The organism is Pseudarthrobacter sp. fls2-241-R2A-127, assembly GCF_030209355.1.
Classification (GTDB): Bacteria; Actinomycetota; Actinomycetes; order Actinomycetales; family Micrococcaceae; genus Arthrobacter.
Genome location: NZ_JARVSF010000047.1, coordinates 1 through 1100, shown reverse-complemented (window position 1 = coordinate 1100; position 1100 = coordinate 1). Strand labels below are relative to the sequence as shown.

Annotated in this window: 1 protein-coding gene; it reads right to left on the bottom strand. The window is 67.7% G+C overall.

The window, feature by feature from the left end; genetic code table 11:
* The coding region (locus QRN53_RS20805; protein WP_285245713.1) for an aspartate ammonia-lyase at positions 1-1100 on the bottom strand (1100 nt) is incomplete at both ends.

The following is a 1100-nucleotide window of genomic DNA, read 5'->3' as shown; positions in this document are numbered from 1 at the left end:
AGGACGAGTTCGGCGACGCCCTTGCCGGTGGCGAGGGCTTCTTGCGCGATGGCGGTGGCGGTGGCGTAGCCGAGGTGGGGGTTCAATGCGGTGACCAGGCCGATGGACTGCTCCACGGTGCGGCGCAGGTGCTCGGTGTTGGCGGTGATTCCCCGGATGCAGCGGGCCGTGAGGGTGCGGCAGGCGGCTTCGAGGTGGGAGATGCTCTTGTGGAGGCTGTGGACGATGATCGGTTCGAAGGCGTTGAGCTGGAGTTGCCCGGCTTCGGCGGCCATGGTGATGGTGACGTCGTTGCCGATTACTTCGTAGGCGACCTGGGAGACCACTTCGGGGATGACCGGGTTGATCTTGCCGGGCATGATGGAGGACCCGGACTGCACGGCCGGCAGGTTGATCTCGCCGAAGCCCGCGCGGGGGCCTGAGGAGAGCAGGCGGAGGTCGTTGCAGATCTTGGACAGTTTCACTGCCACGCGTTTGAGGACACCGGAGAGGTGCACGAACGCGCCCACGTCCTGGGTGGCCTCGATCAGGTCCACGGCGGTGACCAGCGGCAGCCCGGTGATCTCCGCCAGGTGCCGGCACGCAGTTGCCGCGTACCCGGCGGGGGCGTTCAGGCCCGTGCCGATCGCGGTGGCGCCGAGGTTGATCTCGTGGATCAGCAACTCGGCCTCTGCCAGGCGGAGCCGGTCCTCGCCGATGGTGACGGCGTAGCTGCCGAACTCCTGTCCCAGGGTCATGGGGACGGCGTCCTGGAGCTGGGTGCGGCCCATCTTGACCACGGTGCGGAACTCCATGGCCTTGGCGGCGCAGGCATCCTCGAGTTCCTCGAGGGCTGCCAGGAGTTCCCGGGCGGCGAAGATGGTGCCCAGCTTCACCGCGGTGGGGTAGACGTCGTTGGTGGACTGGCTGAGGTTGACGTGGTCGTTGGGGTGCAGCCGGGCGTAGTCACCCTTGGGGTGCCCCAGGATTTCCAGGGCCCGGTTGGCGATGACCTCGTTGGCGTTCATGTTCGAGGACGTCCCGGCGCCGCCCTGGACCACGTCCACCACGAACTGGTCCGCGAGCCGGCCGGCCATGACATCCAGGCAGGCCTGCTCGAT